General features: G+C 67.7%; 23 protein-coding genes and 1 tRNA gene. 8 read left to right on the plus strand and 16 right to left on the minus strand.

Annotation, left to right across the window (positions count from 1 at the left end; genetic code table 11):
- Positions 1-7: 7 nt before the first annotated feature.
- Entirely contained in the window at positions 8-418 is a 411-nt protein-coding gene (locus A7U43_RS04875) for a GtrA family protein (RefSeq protein ID WP_068001932.1), read from the minus strand.
- 30 nt (positions 419-448) lie between these two features.
- Here A7U43_RS04875 and A7U43_RS04880 point away from each other — a divergent pair, with 30 nt between their 5' ends.
- The gene (locus A7U43_RS04880; RefSeq protein WP_067991794.1) at positions 449-1,072 is read left to right on the plus strand and encodes an HD domain-containing protein; all 624 of its coding nucleotides are present in this window, start codon (positions 449-451) and stop codon (positions 1,070-1,072) included.
- Here A7U43_RS04880 and pdxR read toward each other — a convergent pair.
- Positions 1,062-2,477: a MocR-like pyridoxine biosynthesis transcription factor PdxR gene (pdxR, locus tag A7U43_RS04885; protein ID WP_067991797.1), complete on the minus strand. Its 1,416-nt coding sequence runs from the start codon at positions 2,475-2,477 to the stop codon at positions 1,062-1,064. The genes A7U43_RS04880 and pdxR overlap by 11 nt on opposite strands.
- Positions 2,478-2,527: 50 nt before the next feature.
- Between pdxR and A7U43_RS04890 the strand changes: the two genes are divergently transcribed.
- The 3 genes from A7U43_RS04890 (at position 2,528) to A7U43_RS04900 (ending at position 4,695) form a co-directional block, all read left to right on the plus strand.
- Positions 2,528-2,998: a carboxymuconolactone decarboxylase family protein gene (locus tag A7U43_RS04890; protein ID WP_067991800.1), complete on the plus strand. Its 471-nt coding sequence runs from the start codon at positions 2,528-2,530 to the stop codon at positions 2,996-2,998.
- Positions 2,950-3,675, plus strand: coding sequence for a phosphotransferase family protein (locus A7U43_RS04895; RefSeq protein ID WP_067991803.1), 726 nt, complete (start codon positions 2,950-2,952; stop codon positions 3,673-3,675). Before A7U43_RS04890 ends, A7U43_RS04895 begins: the two co-directional genes overlap by 49 nt.
- Before the next feature lie 309 nt (positions 3,676-3,984).
- Positions 3,985-4,695, plus strand: a complete 711-nt coding sequence (locus A7U43_RS04900) for a TMEM165/GDT1 family protein (RefSeq protein WP_067991806.1) — start codon at positions 3,985-3,987, stop codon at positions 4,693-4,695.
- Here A7U43_RS04900 and A7U43_RS04905 read toward each other — a convergent pair.
- The 9 genes from A7U43_RS04905 to A7U43_RS04945 all read right to left on the minus strand — a co-directional run bounded on the left by A7U43_RS04905 (position 4,692) and on the right by A7U43_RS04945 (position 12,978).
- Complete coding sequence (locus tag A7U43_RS04905) at positions 4,692-5,015, minus strand: TFIIB-type zinc ribbon-containing protein (RefSeq protein WP_067991808.1); 324 nt, start codon at positions 5,013-5,015, stop codon at positions 4,692-4,694. The genes A7U43_RS04900 and A7U43_RS04905 overlap by 4 nt on opposite strands.
- A 38-nt stretch (positions 5,016-5,053) precedes the next feature.
- Positions 5,054-6,448, minus strand: a complete 1,395-nt coding sequence (locus A7U43_RS04910; protein ID WP_067991811.1) for an HNH endonuclease signature motif containing protein — start codon at positions 6,446-6,448, stop codon at positions 5,054-5,056.
- A gap of 10 nt (positions 6,449-6,458) precedes the next feature.
- A complete protein-coding gene (locus tag A7U43_RS04915) occupies positions 6,459-7,250 on the minus strand; it encodes an alpha/beta fold hydrolase (protein WP_068001936.1) in 792 nt (263 codons plus the stop codon).
- Between the two features lie 10 nt (positions 7,251-7,260).
- Positions 7,261-7,893: a hypothetical protein gene (locus tag A7U43_RS04920; RefSeq protein WP_067991814.1), complete on the minus strand. Its 633-nt coding sequence runs from the start codon at positions 7,891-7,893 to the stop codon at positions 7,261-7,263.
- 85 nt (positions 7,894-7,978) lie between these two features.
- A complete protein-coding gene (wzm, locus tag A7U43_RS04925; protein ID WP_067991817.1) occupies positions 7,979-8,809 on the minus strand; it encodes a galactan export ABC transporter permease subunit Wzm/RfbD in 831 nt (276 codons plus the stop codon).
- On the minus strand, positions 8,806-9,720 hold the full coding sequence (gene glfT1 / locus A7U43_RS04930) for a galactofuranosyltransferase GlfT1 (RefSeq protein WP_067991820.1): 915 nt from the start codon (positions 9,718-9,720) through the stop codon (positions 8,806-8,808). The genes wzm and glfT1 overlap by 4 nt, the downstream gene beginning before the upstream one ends.
- Positions 9,713-10,522: a galactan export ABC transporter ATP-binding subunit Wzt/RfbE gene (gene wzt / locus A7U43_RS04935; protein ID WP_067991824.1), complete on the minus strand. Its 810-nt coding sequence runs from the start codon at positions 10,520-10,522 to the stop codon at positions 9,713-9,715. Before wzt ends, glfT1 begins: the two co-directional genes overlap by 8 nt.
- Positions 10,523-10,528: 6 nt before the next feature.
- The gene (locus A7U43_RS04940) at positions 10,529-11,032 is read right to left on the minus strand and encodes a bacterial proteasome activator family protein (protein ID WP_067991827.1); all 504 of its coding nucleotides are present in this window, start codon (positions 11,030-11,032) and stop codon (positions 10,529-10,531) included.
- Entirely contained in the window at positions 11,029-12,978 is a 1,950-nt protein-coding gene (locus A7U43_RS04945) for a DUF6541 family protein (RefSeq protein WP_067991829.1), read from the minus strand. The genes A7U43_RS04940 and A7U43_RS04945 overlap by 4 nt, the downstream gene beginning before the upstream one ends.
- A 112-nt stretch (positions 12,979-13,090) precedes the next feature.
- Here A7U43_RS04945 and A7U43_RS04950 point away from each other — a divergent pair, with 112 nt between their 5' ends.
- The gene (locus A7U43_RS04950) at positions 13,091-14,287 is read left to right on the plus strand and encodes a cysteine desulfurase-like protein (RefSeq protein WP_067991832.1); all 1,197 of its coding nucleotides are present in this window, start codon (positions 13,091-13,093) and stop codon (positions 14,285-14,287) included.
- On the opposite strand, the gene A7U43_RS04955 is transcribed toward A7U43_RS04950, so the two are convergent.
- Entirely contained in the window at positions 14,288-15,259 is a 972-nt protein-coding gene (locus A7U43_RS04955) for an NAD(P)H-quinone oxidoreductase (protein ID WP_067991835.1), read from the minus strand.
- Positions 15,260-15,300: 41 nt separating this feature from the next.
- Here A7U43_RS04955 and A7U43_RS04960 point away from each other — a divergent pair, with 41 nt between their 5' ends.
- Positions 15,301-15,813, plus strand: coding sequence for a MarR family winged helix-turn-helix transcriptional regulator (locus tag A7U43_RS04960; protein WP_067991838.1), 513 nt, complete (start codon positions 15,301-15,303; stop codon positions 15,811-15,813).
- A 19-nt stretch (positions 15,814-15,832) separates the two neighbouring features.
- A tRNA-Ser gene (locus A7U43_RS04965) sits at positions 15,833-15,922 on the plus strand.
- 46 nt (positions 15,923-15,968) lie between these two features.
- On the opposite strand, the gene A7U43_RS04970 is transcribed toward A7U43_RS04965, so the two are convergent.
- Positions 15,969-16,343 (minus strand): MerR family transcriptional regulator, encoded by a 375-nt coding sequence (locus tag A7U43_RS04970; protein ID WP_082902369.1) that lies wholly within the window; start codon positions 16,341-16,343, stop codon positions 15,969-15,971.
- 823 nt (positions 16,344-17,166) lie between these two features.
- Here A7U43_RS04970 and A7U43_RS04975 point away from each other — a divergent pair.
- Positions 17,167-18,186: a linear amide C-N hydrolase gene (locus A7U43_RS04975; RefSeq protein ID WP_067991844.1), complete on the plus strand. Its 1,020-nt coding sequence runs from the start codon at positions 17,167-17,169 to the stop codon at positions 18,184-18,186.
- 15 nt (positions 18,187-18,201) lie between these two features.
- On the opposite strand, the gene A7U43_RS04980 is transcribed toward A7U43_RS04975, so the two are convergent.
- The 3 genes from A7U43_RS04980 to hisC are packed head-to-tail and all read right to left on the minus strand — an operon-like array spanning position 18,202 to position 20,540.
- The gene (locus A7U43_RS04980) at positions 18,202-19,011 is read right to left on the minus strand and encodes a crotonase/enoyl-CoA hydratase family protein (protein ID WP_067991848.1); all 810 of its coding nucleotides are present in this window, start codon (positions 19,009-19,011) and stop codon (positions 18,202-18,204) included.
- Positions 19,012-19,029: 18 nt separating this feature from the next.
- A complete protein-coding gene (locus A7U43_RS04985) occupies positions 19,030-19,482 on the minus strand; it encodes a hypothetical protein (protein ID WP_067991851.1) in 453 nt (150 codons plus the stop codon).
- Complete coding sequence (gene hisC, locus A7U43_RS04990; protein WP_067991854.1) at positions 19,482-20,540, minus strand: histidinol-phosphate transaminase; 1,059 nt, start codon at positions 20,538-20,540, stop codon at positions 19,482-19,484. Before hisC ends, A7U43_RS04985 begins: the two co-directional genes overlap by 1 nt.
- Between the last annotated feature and the right edge of the window lie 16 nt (positions 20,541-20,556).

The raw sequence follows: 20,556 nt of genomic DNA on the forward strand, positions 1-20,556 counted from the left end.
CCCATGGTCAGCGCAACCGGAATATCACGGCCCGCTGCACCACGAAGTTGATCACCGTCGCGGTGCCCTGTGCGATGACGAACGCCACCGGGACCTGCCACGACTTGCCGGCGAACTGCAGGTAGAACAGGTAATTGATACCCACCTGCACGGCATAGGTGAGCGCATAGAGCGCCATCACCGCGATGAACCGGGCCCTGCTGGGCGCGGCCTGGAAGGTCCACCGCCGGTTGATCAGGTACGCGGTGGTGGTACCGGCGACGAAGCTGAGGGTCTTGGCCACGTTGACGTGCAGCCCGAGGGTGAGCAACAGCACGTACAGCCCGAAGTCCACAATCGCCGACAGACCGCCGGTGATGATGAAACGTGTCGCCTGGGTCTTGAGGCTCAGGGGCACGTAATCCGGGGTGTCGGTCACGCGGGCAGCATACGGGGCGAGAATGGGCGCGTGACCGATCTGCTCCACGAGTGGCGTGCACTGCTTACGCGCCACAGCGTGTCGCCGGATATCGCCGCCGTCGGTGCGGCGCTGCTGGCCCGTTGGTCCGAACCGCACCGCCACTACCACGATGTGGCTCATCTGCTGGGCGTCCTGGACGCCGTCGACGACCTGGCCGGATTCGCCGACGATCCCGATGCGGTGCGGCTGGCCGCCTGGTATCACGACGCGGTCTACGCGGGCGCCCCCGATGACGAGGAGAACAGCGCGGTGCTGGCCGAGGCCGATCTGAGTGCCCTCGGGCTGCCTGCCGAGCTGGTGGATGAGGTGGCGCGGCTGGTCCGATTGACCGTCGAGCATGATCCGGGGCCCTCCGACCGCAACGGACAGGTGCTCTCCGATGCGGATCTGGCGGTGCTGGCGCTGGAGCCCGCGGAGTACCGGCGCAACTCGGCGCGGGTGCGCGCCGAGTACGGGCACGTCCCGGATGCGGACTTCCGGGCCGGCCGGGCCCGTGTCATCGCCGCCCTGCTGGCCGCGCCGTCGCTGTACCGCACTCCGGACGCACGCCGGCTGTGGGAGGACGCGGCGCGGCGCAATCTGACCGCGGAGTTGCGGACCCTCAGCGAGTGAGGCCGCCGAGCACCCGGCACAGCGCGTCGACCGCCGGACCGAACGCGTGATCGGCAGGGGTGCCGAAGCTGACCACCACACCGTCGGCGCCGGGTGTCTGCGGGCCCGCATCGGGGTGGCGCAGCAGCCGTAACCCGGACAGGGCGATACCCGCCTCGCCGGCGCGCCGCATCACCTCGGCTTCGGTGCCCTCGGGCAGGGTGAGTTGCAGATGCAGACCGGCCGACAGTCCGCGCAGGCCGACATCGAAGGGTTCCAGCGCCTGGACCAGAAGATCGCGGCGGCGTCGATAGCTGATGCGCATGCGGCGGATGTGCTTGTCGTAGCTGCCTTTTGCGATGAAGTCGGCCATGGTCAGCTGTGCCACGGCATTCACATAGAACTGCTGGCCGCCCAGTGCCGTGACCACCCGGTCGACCAGGGCGGCCGGGAGCACCATCCAGCCCAGCCGCAGCACCGGGGACAGGCTCTTGCTGGCCGAACCGAGGTAGACCACCCGGTCGGGGTCGAGCCCCTGCACCGATCCGATCGGTTGGCGGTCATAGCGGAATTCGCCGTCGTAGTCGTCTTCCAGCAGGTAGCCGTCGGTGCGATGGGCCCAGTCCAGCACCGCCTTGCGGCGGGCCGGGTGCAGCGGCACGCCGTGCGGGAAGTGGTGGGCGGGGGTCAACAGCGCCGCGCCGGCGGCGGTGCGGTCCAGGTCGGCGATCACCGCCCCGTCGTCGTCGACGTCGATCGGGACGCTGCGCACGCCCATCGCGGCCAGCGCCTCGCGGAACAGGAACAGTCCGTAGGCCTCGACAGCGACGGGTTTGTCGGGTCCGCCCAGCACACGCGCCAGGATCTCGACGGCGTGTCGGGTGCCCGCGCAGATCACGATCTCGTCCGGGGTGGTGCGGACGCCACGGGCCCGTCCCAGGTACTCGGCGAGGGCAAGGCGTAATTCGATGCGTCCCATCGGATCGCCCATCCGCAGTGCTTCGTTGGGCGCGGCGGTCAGCGCTCGCTTGGTCGACGCCAGCCATGCGCTGCGGGGAAACTGGGAGACGTCGGGGGAGCCCGGCATCAGGTTGTGGGTCGGGGTGGTGGTGACACCGCGCGGGCGGGGCGGCGGTGGCCCGGTCCGGGAGTTGATCACCCAGGTGCCCGCACCCTGCCGGGAACACAGCCACCCCTCGGCGACGAGATCGGCATAGGCGTCGGCGACGGTGTTGCGGGACAGCCCGAGGTCGGCGGCCAGGGTGCGCGAGGGTGGCAGCATGGTCTCGGGGGTGAGGCGACCGGAGCGGATGGCGGCACGCAGCGCTTCGACCAGCGCATCCCGGGCGCCCCGCGAGCCCGGTCGGATGGCGTGCCGCAGGTCCAGATGCAGATCCCGCGAGCCAGAATTGGCCCATGAACTCACATAGGAATTGAACCATGTAAATGGTTCTTTAACCGCCTAGCGTTGCTGGCATGACGCAGACACTGCAGCACCCCGCCGCCATCGACCGCCTGAACATCTACAAGGTGTCCCCGGAGCTCTATGACGCGATGATGAAGCTGTCCACCGCATCGGCCAAGGACATCGACCCGACCATCGGCGAGCTGGTCAAGATCCGCGCCTCGCAGATCAATCACTGTGCGTTCTGCCTGGACATGCATGTCGCCGACGCCCGCAAGCAGGGTGAGACCGAGCAGCGACTGGCGCTCGTCGCGGCGTGGGAAGAGGCCGGCGACCTGTTCACCGAGCGGGAGCGGGCGGCCCTGGAACTGACCGAGGCCATCACCGAGCTGCACCACGGCCACGTGTCCGACGAGGTCTACGCCAAGGCCGCCGCGGTGTTCGGTGAGAAGGAACTCGCCCAGGTGATCGCCATGGCGGTCACCATCAATGCATGGAACCGGTTCAACGTCGCCACCCGGATGCCGGCACCGCGTCGCTAGTCACCAAGCTTCATCTGCCGGGCACCGACCCGTGGGCGCTCCGTGAGCGCCTGCGGGTCGCCGCGCGTTGCCCGGAGCTGTTGTCACCGCTGAGCACCGAACCCGAAGCGGTGGGGGACCGGTGGCTCACCCGGTGGCCGCGCATCGAGATGGTCGAGCAGGACCCCATCGGGCTGCCCTGGGCGCAGGCCGGTGCACTGCTCGCGCGGCTGCACCGGGAACCGTTGGACGGCTTCGCGGTTGCGCACGGTGCACCCGCGCGGTTGGCTCGCGGTGTGGACCGGCTGGACCGGGGTGCCGTCGCCGGTGTCATCCGCCGTGCGGCCGCACTTCTGACGTTCCCGGTCGGCCCGGTCACGCTGGCGCACGGCGACTTTCATCTCGGACAGCTCGGTCGCGACGCCGGCCGCTATGTGCTCATCGATATCGATGATCTGGGCGTCGGGGATCCCCGTTGGGATCTGGCCCGGCCGGCCGGCTTCTGGGCCGCCGGGATGGTGCCCGACGGCGACTGGCAGGCCTTTGTGCGGGGCTACCGCCAGGCCGGTGGCCCGGCGCTGCCCGACGGCGACCCGTGGCCGGCGCTGGATCCGTTCGCCCGCGCCGCGGTGATCACCGCGGCAGCCAACCATCCCGACGACGACCTGCTGGTTGCGGCCTGCGCGAGGATGGGCTGAGTGCCACCGGAACTGAATTGTTCGAGTTCTCGAACTTTCACTGTGGGTCATTGAAAACTATTGATACGTAACATCTTTCAACCCTCCACGGTTTGCGATACCGGTTGCGGTGTGTCAAGCTGGTGGCACGAAGGGGAGTAGCCCCCAAATCGGTTGATCGACATACTGGCGTCGCGGTGTACGCGAAGCCCGGTCATCGAACCGGCAGTTGCCGGTGGGCGAGACCTTCGGCCGTTGCAGACCGTATTGGTTACCGGCCGGAGGCAGCTTTTGATCCTCGCCGGAAGCCACTGATCGAGGAGTTGTTCCGTGATCTCCGCGCTCCTGTTGAGCTTCGCCGTGATCTTCGTGGCGGAGCTGGGCGACAAGACCCAGCTGGTGGCCATGACCTTCGCGCTGCGTTACCGCTGGTGGGTGGTGCTGGGTGCGATCACCGCCGCGACGACGCTGGTGCACGTGCTGTCCGTCGCCATCGGTCACTACCTGGGCGCGGCCCTACCCGGACATCTGCTCGGCATCATCGCCGGGGCGATGTTCGTCTTCTTCGGGCTGTGGACGCTGCGCGGGGACAGCCTCAGCGATGAGGAGAAGAGCCGGGTGCAGCGCGCGTCCGGGATTGCCTTCTTCGTGGTCACCTCGGCGTTCTTCCTCGCCGAGCTCGGCGACAAGACCATGCTCGCCACCATCACGCTGGCCGCCGACAACGACTGGCTGGGCGTCTGGATCGGGTCGACGCTGGGCATGGTGGCCGCCGACGGGCTGGCGATCGTGGTGGGCGCCGTCGCCGGCAAACACCTCCCGGAGCGCGCGATCCAGATCGGTGCGGCGGCGCTGTTCCTGCTGTTCGGTGTCTTCATGCTGCTGGAGAACGTGTTCACCGGACTGCCCTTCTGGGGCGTCGCCCTGGGCACCGCCACCATCCTGGCGGTCGTCGCCGTGGGTCTGCGGGCGCTTCCCGAGCGCTACCGCCCGGCGGTGCTGAAGCCTGCGCCGTCCGAGCCCGCGGTCCCGCAGCCCTAACTGGAGAAGAACAGCCGCCCGAAGCCCTGCTTGCGGTAGTGCTTGTTGCCGCGATGGCCCCAGCCCGGCCCGTAGTTGTAGTCATGTCCGTACTGGGCGGGTGGTGGGGGCGGCGGCGACTGCACGAACCGGTTCTCCATCTGGGTCAGCGATTCCAGCTCACCGAAATCGAGGAAGATGCCGCGGCACGAATCGCACTGCTCCAGGTGGATGCCGTTACGTTCATAGGTCTTCATCACCCCCGCGCATTTGGGGCACAGCAGGGTGTTGCCGGCTCCGGTGGTCGGTGGCAGGGGCGGCTGGTATGGCGGGATGCTCATATGCGCACAACGTACTACCGGCGCCCGAAGTGCCCGGTTCAGAACGGTGGCGGGTTGGCTTCGTAGTCGGCGCGGTTCAGCGCCCGTTCGTGGGCTATTCGGTAGGCGCGGTTCTGCGCCCGGGTGCGCGTGCGTTTGGGGGCGGCCAGTTCACGGTGTCGGCTCGGCGGTGGTGCCGGTGGCAGCACCAGCGTCGCGGTGGGGGTGTCGAGCTGGGGGAAGAACAGCGCGCCGTCGGGCTTGGTGGTGTACACCCGGCCGTTGGGGGCGGTGATGGTGATGGTGCCGTCCGGGTGTTGCTGATCGCGCCAACCGTGCGGCCCGCAATGAAATGTCTTGATCAAGTGATGGATTCGGCAGTACAACTTGGTGTTCGACGGATGTGTGGGTCCGTAGGGCCACGCGATGGTGTGGTCGATATCGCAACGCGCAACCGGGATAGTGCAGCCGGGCCAGCGACACGTCAGATCACGGCACCCGATGAACTCGGTGAGCTTGCGGGATGGCTGGTAGCCACCCTCGGTTCCCAGATCGGCCGCTGCCGGCACGGGCCGAACCTCGGCCCGCGGGACCATCCTGCGGACCTGCTCGGCCGGAATCGGCCCATACCCGGGCAGCAGGGCCGGACGATCCGAGCGGCCTTCGGCAGTGTCGCGGTCACCGTGCAGGTGAAGGACGATATGGCCGGTGGGTGCCTCGTTGCCCGCGGCTGGGCAGGTGTCCTTACCGCACTCACACGGCAACGCGGTGGCACCCAGGGCCGGCAGATCGACGGCATCGGCGCGGCGCTCATCGAACGTGCGGGGGTCATCGGGGCAGGTGGTGCGGGCCAGTTCATCGAGGCGCTGATCGAAGATCGCGCCCTTGGCGGCGTCGACGCGGCCGTGGATCTCGACCATGCCCTCGCCGACGGGTTCGACGCTCACCCTGCGGGACTGGCGGGCGCTACGGGCGCGGCGCACCGCCTCAGGGTCGACATCAATGACCAGCCAGTCGACCAGTTCGGTGATGCGCTCATCCGAGCGCGCATTCCATGCCGGTGCTGCCTGGGCCAGGTGCGCGTCGATGACCGACATGACGTCGGGATCGGTGATCAGGGCGGTGCGGTGCAGGATGACCCGCAGCACGCGCAGGTCCACGGTGCCGGTGGCGAAGGTGTCGGCGAACTTCGGCAACCGGGTGAGCAGGTCCCGGCCCTGGCTGATCAGGGTGCAGGCCCGCCCGCGGCTGATCCCCAGTTCAGCACCCAGCTCCGCGGCCACCAGTTCCCAGTCATCGACGATCATGTCCTCGAACGCGTGCCCCAACTCGGCCATCCTGGCCAGGGCGAACCTGCCCGCCTCCAGAATCTTCGCGGCCACCGCTGTGCGTTCGGCGCGCAACTGGTCGCGCGCGGAGTCGAGGTGCGTCAGGACCGTCGACTCTTCGAACATACATGCGATTTTACGTCGACCCACTGACACGGGAATCGAGGAACGTCTGCAGCGCTGCCGCCACCAGATCGGGCGCCGTCACGGTGGCGAAATGGGACTGATCGGGCCAGCTGACGCGCTCGGCCCGCGGCAGCGCCGCGGCCAGCAGATCCATGCCCTCGGGCAGCGGCGCCCAGCTCCGGCCCCCCTGCATCAGCAGGACCGGCACCCCGATGGACGCCCAACGCCCGGTGTCGGTGTCATCGCCGGCCATCGCCTCCAGGTCGGCGAGCGCGGCCATCGCCGCCACCGGGTCATCCGGGATCGGCGGCCCGTCGGCCAGCACTTCGGCCGGCATGCGGGCGACCTCACGCAGGAACAGTTCGAGCGCGTCGGCGTACCGCACCGTGGTGAACAGCCGCTGGTACTGCTCGATGACCGGCGCCAGGTGCGGCCCGGACAGCAGCAGTGGCGGCTCGAACAGCGCCAGTGACGCGATGCGCTCGGCGTCGGCGCGCGCGGCGTGTAGCGCGACGGTCGCCCCGTAGGAACCGCCCACCACATGAGCGCGTCCCACGGCGGTGAGCACCGTCTGCAGATCGCCGGCCTCGGCGGCGAAACCGTTGGGGGCCGGTCCGACCCCGCTGGGCTGGTGATTGCGGCGCGCGTACCGCACGATGCGATAGCCCGCCAGGCGATCGCCGATATCGGTCCACGAGTCCAGCCCGCCGTTGGATCCGTGCACGAACACCACCGGTGGGCCCGTGCCCGTCACCTCGGCGACGAGTTCGGTGCCGTCCGGTGCTGCCAGAGAGATGCCCACCAGGGGCACGTTAAGCGATGGCGTCCTGGATGGACTGTCGGGCCGCCGAGATACGGGTTTCGACGGCATCGCGCCACTCCACCGCGGTGGCGTTGAACTCGCTCCACTCGCGATCGATGGCATCGCGGACATCACCGCGACGGGTGGCGGTGATGGCCACGGCCAACGCCCCGTCGACGGCGCACGAGGCCAGCTCACCCTGGGCCCGCATCAGCGCACCGGCCACCTCGGCGGTGCCGGCGATCACGGCGTTGGGCAGCGTCGCCTGCCGGCCGACGTATTCGCCGACGGCCGTGCGGATCTGGCTGCCCGCCGCGGCGACGGAATCCGAGACGGCGTCACCGGTCTCGCTGAGCGCGGCCGGCAGGGTGGCACCGCTGCGAATCGCGGCGATCACCCGGGCCGGGGACTCCACCACGGCGACGCCGGCGTCGGTGGTGGCGCCGAGCAACTGCTCGCTCAGATCCCCGCCGGCGCCGAGTTGGCGTTCCAGGGCTTCGCGAAGGGCGTTGGCGCGGCGCCGAATACCGGCTTCCACTGCGGCGGCCTCCTCGACGGCCGGCACGATCTCGGCATCGATGAAGCTGTCCGTGGCGGGCGTGGCGGTGGGCACGGTGTTCTCGGGAGTGACGGTCTCGGTCATGGGATCCCATTGAACGCGCCGGATCCGAATCGTCGGTGTCAGCCGGGTGACCGCCCGGTGACACCGACGAAGCCGTCGGTCACGCTTACACCCAGTACGCCACGCGCGCTCGGTACTGACGCATGGCGAACGCGGCGGCCAGCCAGCCGATCGCGGTGCACACCAGCACGACAATCCAGTGCCGCAGTTCCTGGTCGGCGCCCAGCAGCGGCGCCCGGACGATGTCGACATAGTGCAGCAGCGGGTTGAACTCGATGATCTTGGCCCAGCCGCCGGCGCCCTGGTCGCGCAGCGTCTGGTCGTTCCAGATGATCGGGGTCATGTAGAACAGCAACTGCACCAGGCTGAACAGCAGCGGGCTGATATCGCGGTAACGGGTGGCCAGGATGCCGAAAACCAGGGCGACCCAGACACAATTGAGCACGATCAACAACAGCGCCGGGATGAACGTCAGATCGGTCCACTTCCACGGCTGCGGGAAGATGATCGCGATCACCACGAAGATGATGATGTTGTGCGCGAACAGCAGCACCTGCCGCCACACCAGTCGGTACACGTGCACGCTCAACGGGGTGGGCAGCTGTTTGATCAGACCTTCGTTGGCGACGAACACATCGGCGCCCTCGATGATGGCGGCGTTGATCAGGTTCCAGATGATCAGGCCGAGGGTGACATAGGGCAGGTGTTCGGAGAGCTCGAGCTTGAACAGCTTGGAGTACAGCCCACCCAGCGCCACGGCCATGGTGCCGGTGGCGATGGTGATCCAGATCGGGCCGAGCACCGAGCGGCGATACCGCTGCTTGATGTCCTGCCAGCCCAGATGCAGCCACAGTTCGCGCTTACCGAACCCGGCCGTCAGATCGCCCCAGGCGCGGGCGAATGTCTTGGAATCGGCTGCCGCGTCAACGAAAGTCATGGGGTGCTGCTCCTCTGAAACCTCTCGAACTTCTCGTGCCGCCCCAGCTTTCGCAGCCGTAGCCACTCCCGCAGACCGGCCGGGTCGCGGCGGGTCACCAGGAAGAACCAGCCGAAACGCAGCCATTCCTGGGGGACCAGGCGCCGCAGGCCGCGCTGCGCCTGCAGATATCCCCGGTTGCGGTAGGTGTAGAAACGTTTGGCGGCGTTGTCCGGGTACTGGGTGTGCATGCGTCCGCCGAGGATCGGCTTGAACTCATCGGCACCGTGTGGGTGCAGGTAGGCCGCGTCCAGGCAGGTGCCGAAGGGCAGGCCGGACTGAACCAGGCGGCGATGCACATCGGTCTCGTCACCACGGATGAACAACCGCAGATCCGGCACGCCGACGGATTCCAGGGTGGTCGCGGCGAACAGGGCGCCGTTGAACAGCGAGGCGATCCCGGGTAGCAGGTCGTCGGATGCATCGACCTTCAGTTCCGAGACGTGCCGGCGCCATGCGAGCCCCCGCCGCAGCGGGAACGCCAGCCGCTGCGGATCGTCCAGATCGCACACCATCGGGGACACCGCGGCCAGCGAATACTTTGCCGCACAAGCCAACAGCGTGGCCAGCACGGAGTCGTCGGCGGGCCGGCCGTCATCGTCGGCCAACCATACCCAGTCCGCACCCAGAGACAGCGCGTGCAACATGCCGAGCGCGAAACCACCTGCGCCGCCGAGGTTCCGGTGCGACCCGAGATAGGTCGACGGCACCGGCTGGGATGCCAACAGATCGTGCACACGCGGGTCGTTGTCGTTGTCGACCACGATCACGTGCTCGGGTGGCCGGGTCTGCGTGCACACCGCCGCCAGCGACACCGCGAGCGCCTCGACCCGGCGATGGGTGACGATGACCGCGATCACCGTCTCAGACATTGTGGTCATCGCGCGCATTCTCGGCCAACACCTCGCGCACGTGGCGGGCGGCGTCGGGACCCTCGTAGGCGCCGACGACCTCTTCGATACCGCCGGTCATCCTGATGGTGCCGTGATCCACCCACATCGCGGTCTTGCACAACTGGGCCAGGAACTCGTTGGAATGGCTGGCGAACACCAGGATTCCGGATCTGGCGACCAGGCTCTGCAGGCGGGTGCGGGCCTTCTTCATGAATTCCGCGTCGACGGCGCCGATGCCCTCGTCGAGCAACAGGATCTCGGGATCGATACTGGTGACCACGCCCATCGCCAGCCGCACCCGCATACCGGTGGAATAGGTGCGCAGCGGCATCGACAGGTAGTCGCCCAGCTCGGTGAAGTCGGCGATCTCGTCGACCTTGGCCAGCATCTGCTTGCGGGTCTGGCCGAGGAACAACCCGCGGATGATGATGTTCTCGAATCCGGAGATCTCCGGATCCATACCGACGCCGAGGTCGAACACCGGCGCCACCCGGCCGCGCACCGTGGCCGAACCGCGGGTCGGCTCGTAGATACCCGACAGCAGCCGCAGCAGGGTCGATTTGCCCGCGCCGTTGTGGCCGACCAGGCCGACCCGGTCGCCCATCTGCAGGGACATGGTGATGTCGCGCAACGCCTCGATGACCACGACGTTGGACTCGTTGCGGCCGATGGTGCCGCCGGCCTTGCCCAGGAACGCCTTCTTCAGCGACCGTGACTTGGCATCGAAGATCGGGAACTCCACCCAGGCGTTTTCGGTGGAGATGAACGGACTGTTCGACACGGGCGGCTACAGGTACTGCCCGGTGCCCGGGTGGCCGGGTCCGCGCTGCCCCTGCGGCACCATCCCTGGGGGCAGTTGACGCATTTGTTCCAGCTGTGCGCGGGCGGCCATCTGCTGGGCGAACAGGGCGGTCTGGATGCCGTGGAAGAGGCCCTCGAGCCAGCCGACCAGCTGGGCCTGCGCGATGCGCAGTTCGCCGTCGCTGGGCACGGCGTCATCGCTGAAGGGCAGGGTCAGGCGCTCCAGTTCTTCCCGCAGCTCGGGGGCAAGGCCCTCTTCGAGCTCGCGGATGCTGCTGCGGTGAATGGTGGCCAGCTTGCTGCGGCTCGCCTCGTCCAGCGGCGCCGCGCGCACCTCTTCGAGCAGCTGCTTGATCATCGTGCCGATCCGCATGACCTTGGCCGGCTGTTCGATCAGGTCGGTCAACGCCTTGTCGTCGTCCGCGTCGGACGGGGCGGCGTCACCGGTGAGGATCTCGACGTTGTCGTCTTCTTCGGGGGTGATCGTCATTGCTTTCCTGTCGTCTTGTCTGCTTCGGGTGGGGCACCGCGCCACTCGTAGATGCGGGACGCACCGTTGTCATAGATCTTCGTCCACGACCGTGAGCTGTCTAGCGACACTAGTCCGTCCGGCATCACGAACCCGCGGACCACCGGTGTGCTGGTGATGACATAGCGGATGTTGAGCGCGTGCACCGCCTCGGCGACCCGGGGATCAGTATCGGCGTCATCGGCGTACGCCCAGAACACGAAGCGGTGTTCACCGGGGCCCTGCTGCACCGGATAGTCGTAATGCGTCCACAGCGGGTGTAGTCCGGCGACGGCATACATCCAGGCGGTGCCGTCGGTGTTGGCGTTGCCGATCAGGGTGTCGCGAGCGCCGGGGAGCGCGGCCAGATGCGCGAACGCTTCCTGATCCAACGCGTCGACCATCACGCTGTCATACTTCTCGCCCAGCAGGAAACGGTGTCTCGGGAAGTACTGCCAGGCCAGTCCCAGCACCGCCGCAACCAGCAGCACCGCGGCCAACACCCGGCGCGCACGCGTCAGCGCCAGCACCAGCGCGGCCAGCGCGATACCCGCCATCGGCGTGTAGAGCAGCGTCACCACCGCCGACAACCGGCGCGGGTCGCTGTAGAACAGGTCACTGAATTTGCCGGTGAGAACACCGAGCGGCCCGCCAAACGGTGCATCGGAGTGCACGATCGAGGCGATCAGCAGCGCCCAGACGGCCAGCGGCCACCAGATGCGGCGGATCAACAGCAGCACCGCGCCGGCGCCGGCCAGCGCGATCAGCATGTTCTGGATCGGGAAATCGTTGAGGTGGCGGGTGTGCTGGACGACCGCGGCGAACAGCGCCCGGCGGCGGCCCAGCTGGTCGGTGTAGGCGTGCCCGGCGATGATCTCGGCCTGGCCGAGGACAGCGAGGAATTGCGGAAGCAGCACCAGCACCGCGGGCGCTGCGATACCGAGCAGGGTCGCTAAATCGGACCGGCGCCCGTGCACGGGCCGGCGCAACGCCTCCAGTAGCCACCACGCGGCGACGAACAACACCACGACGACACCGCCGGTGAGGTGCACCGAGAACACTCCGACCAACGCGAGCACCGCCACCGGGATCCGGTCGCGGTGGCGTACCGCGGAGATGACCAGGACCGCTGTCGGCCCGGCAAGGCCGTAGGCGACCAGATTGGGCATGGCCGCGACGTCGAACTCGACATAGGGCACCGCGGTGAACGAGGCCGCCAGCGCGGCGGCGGTGCCGGCGGCGGCCGCGGTCTGCCAGCGGGTGCCGCAGGTGCCGACCATCTGCCGGGTCAGTACCGCGGCGCTGACCGGGAACAACCAGATCGCGGCGGTCAGAGCGCCGACGGTGTAGGACGTGGTCGCTGCCACACCGGTGAGCTGGCTGTAGACCGCGGCCAGCGCATGGAATGCCGACGGGTAGTAGAGGGTGGCGTGGGTCTCGACATTGCGCAGTTCGCCCATGTGGGTGGGAGAGGCCTGGCCGGTCTCGAGGATCCAGCGAATGGTGTTGGCGTGCCAGACGGAGTCCCAGTTGCTCGGGATGGATTGCCAGTCGGCCGGCTCGGACAACGCCGCGCACGCGATGAGCACGGCGCCGATCAGGACACCCGCGGCAACCGCCAGTACCGGACCGTCGATGCCGGCCCGCCAACCGCGGGGGCGCGGGGCGGGCTCGGTGAAACGGCTCGTGGCGAACACCAGCGCCGCCGCGGCGGTGATCACGATCGCCAACGCCGCGAGGGCCGTCCAGCCGTTCCACGGGATGCCCACGGCGCCCAACGGCACGATCGCCAACGCCACGACGCCGTATGTCAGCGCAGGTCCCACCGCAAAGGCGACCGGCCAGCTCAGGTTCGCGGCACGAGCAACCATGGCTCCGGGGCATACCAACAGCAACAGGGCTATTAGCACCCCGAATGACAAGCCCACTGCATTAGTATGGCTGCCGATGTGATCGCGGCCCTTACCGTGCGGTGCGGCCGGATCCTTTACCCAATGCGTGTTCGTCTGTGTGTTTCACGGACGTTCTAAGGTGGCTGACATGGCGTACGACGTTGCCCGGGTGCGGGGGTTGCACCCGTCGCTGGGCGACGGCTGGGTGCACCTCGACGCGCAGAACGGGATGCTGCTGCCGGACTCGGTGGCCACCACGGTCTCGACCGCGTTCCGCGGCTCCAAGCCGATCGCCACGGGGCCGCATCCGTCGGCTCGGCGCAGCGCGACGGTGCTGGCCGCCGCGCGGCAGGCGATCGCCGATTTCGTCGGTGCTCGCCCCGAGGGCGTGGTGCTCGGCGCCGACCGGGCGGCGCTGCTGACATCGCTGGCCGACGCCGCGTCGGTGCGGGTGGGCCTCGGCTACGAGATCGTGCTCTCCCGACTCGACGACGAGGCGAACATCGCGCCCTGGTTGCGGGCCGCGAACCGCTACGGCGCCAAGGTGAAATGGGCCGAGGTCGACATCGAGTCCGGCGAGCTGCCGCCCTGGCAGTGGGAGGGCCTGATCACGGCGCCCACCCGGCTGGTGGCGATCACGTCGGCGTCGGCGACGCTAGGCACCGTCACGGATCTGACCCCGGTGACCAAGCTGGTGCACGAGAACAGCGGCCTGGTGATCGTGGATCACTCCGCCGCCGCGCCCTACCGGATGATCGATATCGACGACATCGACGCCGATGTGGTGGCGTTGAACGCCGTGGCCTGGGGCGGGCCGCCGATCGGGGCCCTGGTGTTCCGTGACCCCGCGGTGATCGAGCAGTTCAGTTCGGTGTCACTGAACCCGTACGCCACCGGCCCGGCACGGCTGGAAACCGGTATCCACCAATACGGTCTGCTCGGCGGTGTGGTGGCCAGCATCGAATACCTCGCCAATCTGGACGAGGCGGCGTCCGGGTCCCGCCGGGAGCGGCTGGCGGTCTCCATGGAATCGGCTGCGCTGTACCTGGATCGGCTGTTCAGCTACCTGGTGTCGTCGCTGCGGTCGCTGCCGCTGGTGCTGGTGCTGGGCAACCCGGGCGAACGCATCCCGGTCCTGAGCCTGGCCGTCGAGGGTGTGCCCGCCGAGCGGGTCATCCAGCGACTGGCCGACAACGGGATCCTGGTGGGTCGCAGCGAACATTCCCGTGTGTTGGATGCGCTGGGCGTCAACGACATCGGAGGTGCGGTGACGATCGGCCTTTCGCATTACAGCACCGCCGCCGAGGTGGACCAGCTGGTCCGGGTGCTCGCTTCGCTGGGCTGATCAGCCGACCCGCAGCAGCACCTTGCCGGTGACCTCGCCGGCCTTCAGCAGCCGGTGCGCTTCGGCGGCCTCTTGGACGGGCAGTTCCGCCCCGACGATGGGTAGCACCGTGCCCGCCGCGACGAGTGGCCACACATTGGTGGTGACCTGCTCGACGATCGCGCCCTTGCCGTCCGGACCGTCGACCGGTCGTGACCGCAGCGCCGTGGCGATGACCCCGGCGCGTTTGCCGAGCAACGTGGCAATGTTGAGTTCGGCCTTGATGCCGCCCTGCATCCCGATGATCACCAGGCGCCCGCCGTCGGCCAGTGCCTCGATGTTCCGGTCGAGGTACTTGGCCCCGATGATGTCGAAGATGACGTCGGCGCCGCCGGCCTCGCGGATCCGCTCGGCGAAGTCCTCTGCGCGATAGTTGATCAGGATCTCCGCACCCAGTTCGGAGCACGTCGCCAGCTTCGCGGCCGACCCCGCGGTCACCGCGACCCGGGTGCCGAGCGCGCGGGCCAGCTGGATGGCGTGGGTGCCGATTCCGCTGGCACCGCCGTGGATCAGCAGCAGCCCGCCCGGCCGCAGCCGCGCGGTCATCATCAGGTTGGACCACACCGTGCACGCCACTTCGGGCAGCGCCGCCGCCGCCACCAGGTCGACGCCGGCGGGCACCGGCAGCAACTGCGCCGCGGGCACCGCAACGTACTCGGCGTAGCCGCCGCCGGCCAGCAAAGCGCACACCGATTGACCGACCGACCAGCCGGTGACGCCGGGGCCGATCTCGGCGATGGTCCCGGAGACCTCCAGCCCGAGGATGTCGCTGGCCCCGGGCGGCGGCGGGTAGCTACCTCCGGCCTGTAGCAGATCCGCGCGATTGACTCCCGCCGCGGCCACCTTGATCACGACTTCACCCGCGTGAGCTGCGACGTCAGGAACTTCTTGCCATGTCATACGTTCGGTTGAAACCGCAATGATGGCTCGCATTGGGCCTACGCTACTACTCGCTTCAGCCGTACGATTGCGCGATGGAAGCGATTATTGGGGGGCGTACGGCAAGCACCATGCCGGGGCTGGATATCGCTGAGCAGAAATCTTGGCAAAACTTTCTGGACTCGGCGTTGCGCATTTATGCCACATTGAACAGGTCGCTGGCCGACGCCCACGGGCTGGCGCTGAACGACGTCCGATTGCTAGACATCCTGGACAGTTCCGACAGTGGGTCGGCGCGGATGGGCGACCTCGCCGAAGGCCTGATGTCCTTGCCCAGCCGGGTGACCCGTCAGATCCATCGGCTGGAGAAGCTGAATCTGGTGACCCGGGTCGCCAGCCCGGATGACCGCCGCGGCGTGCTGGCCACGATCACCGATGACGGTCGCGCCGTGCTGGCCGAGGCGATGCAGACCTACAGCGCCGGTGTGCGTAACCACTACCTGGGCCGGCTGTCCCGATCGCAGATCACCGCGACGGGGGAGAACTGCCGCCGGATCAGTGCCGGATTGCAGGCCGACGGGCGGCCCGCGAAACTCGGCCGGGTGTAGACCGCTTAGGCTTGTCCGCGGTGGCGTGGCAGAGCGGCCTAATGCACTCGCCTTGAAAGCGAGAGACGGCTAACACCGTCCGGGGGTTCAAATCCCTCCGCCACCGCCAACGTTCGTCGCCGGTGCGCGGTCGCCACGGTTAGGGGCCGGTGAACTCAGGTGCCCTCGCCGGTGGGGGCATCGGCGTCTGTCAACCGACTGTGGAGTTCGGCGTTGATCGCCTGAGCTTCGGCGAGTTGGTCTTCGAGAATGATGATTCGGCACGCTGCGTCCAGGGTAGTGCCCTGGTCGACCAGCTCACGGGCCCGCGCGGCGATGCGGAGTTGATAGCGGGAGTACCTGCGGTGTCCGCCTTCGGATCGCTGCGGGGTCAGTAACTTTGCCTCGTCGAGGCTGCGCAGGAACCCCGGCGTGGTTCCCAGCATCTGCGCGGCGCTACCCATGCTGTAAGCGGGGTAGTCCTCGTCATCGAACCTGTCGCCGGAGGTCGTGCCGGGGGTGTTCTTCGGGGCTACCACAGCGCCTTCCAGGGCCTTACCGGAGGAACCATTCAACGCCTGGAATTTACCGCAGGAAAGAGAAGGGCCGGCAACCCGGCCGTGTGACGCGCCGGGCCGCCGGCCCTGAGGAGATGGTTACCATCTGTCGACACTGCTTCGTAGCTGCGGTATCGGCCCGATGCGACTTCTACGGGCGATCCGACGGTAGCTCCTCCTTTCTTGCCGCCGAGTGAATCGATCCCCTCGGCACTTCCTCTTTCACACTGCAGTGGCCCGGACCGGTGTGGAGTGACCGGTGGATACTGCTGGGCCACTGTCGATCTCCTGCTTCGCGGGTAGTTCGTCATCTCCCGCGCCGATCGCCTCTTTGTTGTTGACTCCCTCAATGTAACGTGGGTGCGTGCGAATGTCTACCTTTGCCACCATAGATTTTGATGTGCAGTGGATGTAGAAATTCTGTGCACCGGCCGGTTCGTCTCGTCGATTTCCACGGTGTGTGCCGGACCATATTGACGTGACCGCAGCTCACATGTAATGGTCCTAGGTAACGATCTTGATATGTGCTCGGCAACTACGGCTGGACCCCACCTCGGTGCAAGGTCCGCAGTTCAAGTCGCTTCGGTGGGACGGTGGGATGTCATCAGCAATAACAGATGAATTGCTGTTGGCGATGGCAGCAATGTCGGCCGCGGCGGTCCTGCTCAGCGGTGCGCTGCCGCAGCATCGGCGCGGCGACCGCGGGGATTCTCCGGCCCGTGGGGCGTGCGAATGTACCCGCGGGGACTGTGCGAACTGCCCGGCACGATGGTCGCTGTGAACCGCACCGGGACGGTCGCTGGATAGGCTGTCTGCCATGTGCACCCGTGTGATCTGGCCGGAGGCCGGCGGCGCTGTTCTGGTGGGCCGCAACATGGATTTCCACAAGGATCTGATGACCAACCTGTGGAAACAGCCCCGCGGTATCACCAGAGACGACGGCGTCACCGGCAAGCTGCGCTGGACGTCGAAGTACGGCAGCGTGATCGCCACCGCCTTCGACATCATCTCCGTCGACGGCCTCAACGAAGCCGGGCTGGCCGGGCATGTGTTGTGGCTCGCCGAATCCACCTACGGCACCCCGGACGCCAACCGGACCCAATTGAGTCAGGCCGTCTGGCTGCAGTACTTCCTGGACAACTTCGTCACGGTGGCCGATGCCGTGGCGTGGATCGCCGAGACCGATGTGCAGGTCGTGCAGATGGACGATCCCACCGGGGGTGGCCCACCGGCCATCCACCTGGCACTCGACGATGCGTCCGGGGACTCGGCGATCATCGAGTACGTCGACGGCACGGCGAAGGTGTACCACGACCGGTCCTACCGGGTCATGACCAACTCCCCGACCTTCGACCAACAGCTGGAACTGGTGAAAACGTTCACCGGGCTCGGCGGCTCGCAACCGCTGCCCGGTTCGACGCTGGCCGCCGACCGGTTCGCTCGGGCCAGCTACTACGTTTCCCGACTACCCGAGCCCGCAAGCCAGGTCGAGGCCATCGCATCGATGTTCTCGGTGATCCGCAATGCGGCACAGCCGTTCCGCATCCCCGACCCCGGGAAACCCGATGCCTCCCAGACGATCTGGCAGGTGGTGCTGGATCTGACGAACAAGCGCTACGTCTATGAGTCCACCACCAGGCCCAACATCGTGTGGGTGGATCTGGCCGATCTTGACTTCGCCGAGGGCAGCCCACAGCTCAAGTTGGACCTATTGAGTCAGCTTGCCGTGCACGGCGGGATCGCGGGCAACGTGTCGGGCCAGTTCGAGGACAAGGGGCCGATGACATTCCTGTCGCTGGAGTTGTTGCAGCAACTGAAAGCGCAAGCACCCGAATAGAACTCGGCGGAGCAATTACTCCCCGGTGAACTGCGGCGGGCGTTTCTGGAACATCGCGGTGACCGCCTCGCCGAGATCCTTCGACGGCAGGAACGCCGAGTTCCATGCCGCCACATAGCGCAGGCTCTCCGACACACGGCCGATGCGCTGCTGATCCAGCACATCCTTGACCCCGTGCACGGTCAACGGCGGGTTGGCCGCAATCTCGGCGGCGGTGGCGTACGCGGCGGCCAGGGCCGCATCGGCATCGGCATGGACATCGTTGACCAGACCGATCTTCTCGGCGCGCGCGGCGTCGATATCCTTACCGGTCAGCACCAGTTCACGCAGATGTCCGTCGGACAGGATCAGCGGCAGCCGAGCCAGCGAGCCGACGTCGGCGACGATGGCCAGCTTCACCTCGCGCACCGAGAACTTGGCGTCGGCGCTGGCGTAGCGGATGTCCACGGCACTGATCAGATCCACCCCGCCGCCAATGCACCAGCCGTGTACGGAGGCGATGGTGGGGGTGCGGCAGTCGGCGACCGCGTTGATGGCGCCCTGCATCTTGGTCAGCTTCTGGTGGAAGTCGAGGCGGCCCTTGGCGCCGGCGTCCAGGCCCGGCAGCGTGGCGCCCATGGCGGCCAGGTCCAGGCCGTAGCTGAAGTTCTTACCCGAGCCGGTCAGCACGATGGCGCGCACCTCGGGGTCGGCGTCCAGCGTGCCGAACACCTCGGGCAGCTCGGCCCAGAACGCGGGGCCCATCGCGTTACCCTTGCCGGGGCCGATCAGGGTCACCCGGGCGATATGGTCGGCGATCTCCACCGTCACGGATTCATATGCCATGGGGTGAAGGCTAACCCGCTACGGAACGGGCCCGCCGAGCAGCACCTCGCTGACCGTGCTGTCGGTCAGGAACTGGCACACCGCCTCGGCGAGCGAGCGGGCGATATCCACATTGTCCGGACCGAGGACCGAATCCTCCTGTTCGAGGATCGCGTTGACAACGGCCTTCTTGGTCGCGGCGTCGAGATCGTTGAACTCCGAGCATTTCATGGTCAGGGCATCGGGTGGGGCCGGCACGTCCGGGACGTCGGACCCCTGGCCGGGCATCGGGAAGTTCGGGATGGTGATATCCGGGAGCCCGGGAATCTGCGGCAATCCGGGGATGCCGCGGTTACCGGTGGTCGTCGGCTCCGAGCTCAGCGGCGGGCCCGGTTCGGTGGTCATCGCGACGGTGCCGTCGGTGCTGCGCCCGCATCCGGTCAGCAGACCCAGCGCCACCAGGCCGGTCGCGACGGCGACTCCGGTGCGCATCACGACTCCTCCCGGATCCACTTTTCGGCGAAGCTGAGAAAGGCGTCGTTCTCGTGCGGGGCGGCGACGGTGACCCGCACCCCGTCCTGCCCGTACGGCCGCACCAACAGCCGGTCGTCGGCGGCGGCGTTGGTGAACTCGTCGGTGCGCCCCGGGAGCACCAGCCAGACGAAGTTGGCCTGCGAGGAGGGCAGTTCGTAGCCCATGGCACGCAATGCCGCACTCACCCGGACGCGTTCGGCGACGACGGCATCGGTGCGGGCCAGCAGTTCGTCGGCGGCGTCGATGGACGCGATCGCGGCGGCCTGCGAAATGGTCGTCGCGGTGAACGGGACGTACACCTTGCCCAGCGCGGTGACGATGTCCGGATCGGCCACCGCGTAACCGATGCGCAGCCCCGCCAACCCGTAGGCCTTCGAGAAGGTGCGCAGTACAACGACATTGGGGTGCCGACGGACCAGGCCCAGGCTGTCGGGCAGCAGACCGTCCCGGATGTACTCGACGTAGGCCTCGTCGATGACGACCAGGACGTCGGAGGGGACCGCGGCGACGAACGCCTCCAGGGCGGCCGGTTCGACGACGGTCGAGGTGGGGTTGTTGGGGTTGCAGACGAAGATCAGCCGGGTGCGATCGGTGACGGCGGCCAGCATGGCGTCCAGATCATGGGTCTGATCCTTGAGCGGCACCGCCACCGGGGTCGCCCCGGCGGTGCGCACCTGCAGGGGGTAGATCTCGAAACTGCGCCAGCCGAACATCACCTCGTCGCCCACCGTGGAGGTGATCTGGATGAGCTGCTGGCACAGACTCACCGAGCCCGAGCCCACCGAGATGTTCTCCGGCGCGAAGTCCACATGCTTGGCCAGGTGCTCACGCAGATCGCGGTAGCCGTTGTCGGGGTACCGGTTGATGGTCTGGGCGGATGCGGTGATGGCGGCCAGCACGCTGGGCAGCGGCGCGTGCACGGTCTCATTGCTGGCGATCTTGATGGCGCCGGGCACGGTGCGGCCCGGCGTGTAGGCCGGTAGGTCGGCCAGTTCGGGTCGCAGACGGGCGGTCACCCAGCCATTCTAGGGG

Origin of the sequence: Mycobacterium adipatum (genome assembly GCF_001644575.1) — a bacterium.
Lineage (GTDB): Bacteria > Actinomycetota > Actinomycetes > Mycobacteriales > Mycobacteriaceae > Mycobacterium > Mycobacterium adipatum.

Bases quoted from the DNA above. Each gene is read 5' to 3' on its own strand.
- A7U43_RS04985 (WP_067991851.1), bottom strand. From the start codon at position 19,482: ATGCGCACCGGAGTCGCCGTCGCGACCGGCCTGGTGGCGCTGGGTCTG.
- A7U43_RS04975 (WP_067991844.1), top strand. From the start codon at position 17,167: ATGTGCACCCGTGTGATCTGGCCGGAGGCCGGCGGCGCTGTTCTGGTG.
- A7U43_RS04980 (WP_067991848.1), bottom strand. From the start codon at position 19,011: ATGGCATATGAATCCGTGACGGTGGAGATCGCCGACCATATCGCCCGG.
- A7U43_RS04920 (WP_067991814.1), bottom strand. From the start codon at position 7,893: ATGACCGAGACCGTCACTCCCGAGAACACCGTGCCCACCGCCACGCCC.
- A7U43_RS04910 (WP_067991811.1), bottom strand. From the start codon at position 6,448: ATGTTCGAAGAGTCGACGGTCCTGACGCACCTCGACTCCGCGCGCGAC.
- A7U43_RS04960 (WP_067991838.1), top strand. From the start codon at position 15,301: ATGGAAGCGATTATTGGGGGGCGTACGGCAAGCACCATGCCGGGGCTG.
- wzm (WP_067991817.1), bottom strand. From the start codon at position 8,809: ATGACTTTCGTTGACGCGGCAGCCGATTCCAAGACATTCGCCCGCGCC.
- glfT1 (WP_067991820.1), bottom strand. From the start codon at position 9,720: ATGTCTGAGACGGTGATCGCGGTCATCGTCACCCATCGCCGGGTCGAG.
- A7U43_RS04890 (WP_067991800.1), top strand. From the start codon at position 2,528: ATGACGCAGACACTGCAGCACCCCGCCGCCATCGACCGCCTGAACATC.
- A7U43_RS04950 (WP_067991832.1), top strand. From the start codon at position 13,091: ATGGCGTACGACGTTGCCCGGGTGCGGGGGTTGCACCCGTCGCTGGGC.
- A7U43_RS04905 (WP_067991808.1), bottom strand. From the start codon at position 5,015: ATGAGCATCCCGCCATACCAGCCGCCCCTGCCACCGACCACCGGAGCC.
- A7U43_RS04895 (WP_067991803.1), top strand. From the start codon at position 2,950: ATGGAACCGGTTCAACGTCGCCACCCGGATGCCGGCACCGCGTCGCTA.
- A7U43_RS04940 (WP_067991827.1), bottom strand. From the start codon at position 11,032: ATGACGATCACCCCCGAAGAAGACGACAACGTCGAGATCCTCACCGGT.
- A7U43_RS04955 (WP_067991835.1), bottom strand. From the start codon at position 15,259: ATGCGAGCCATCATTGCGGTTTCAACCGAACGTATGACATGGCAAGAA.